Source organism: Ruoffia sp. FAM 24228 (assembly GCF_045528575.1).
Classification (GTDB): domain Bacteria; phylum Bacillota; class Bacilli; order Lactobacillales; family Aerococcaceae; genus Ruoffia; species Ruoffia halotolerans.
The window spans coordinates 1-255 of the sequence record NZ_JBGQQZ010000180.1 but is presented as its reverse complement, the minus strand read 5'-3'; the positions used below and the strand labels follow the sequence as shown (position 1 = coordinate 255).

The following is a 255-nucleotide window of genomic DNA, read 5'->3' as shown; positions in this document are numbered from 1 at the left end:
CGATGCTTCATATTGCGTTTGTTTTGAAGATGATACGACAACTTATCGCCCAGCATCCGGTGAGTTTAGCGACGCAAACCCTGATTCATTCAGATCAAGGGAGTCACTTTACCAGTGTGAAATTTCAATACCTTGTGGAGAATAATGGGTTAATTCAATCGATGTCCCGACGTGGCAATTGTTGGGACAATGCCCCTCAGGAATCTTTTTATGGACATATGAAAGACGAGATTGATCTCGCTTCGTGTGAAGATT

General features: G+C 42.7%; 1 pseudogene. It reads left to right on the top strand.

Features of this window, described 5'->3' with window-relative positions:
* Positions 1 to 77 precede the first annotated feature (77 nt).
* A pseudogene (locus ACEN33_RS12575) lies at positions 78 to 255 on the top strand (IS3 family transposase); the annotation flags it as partial.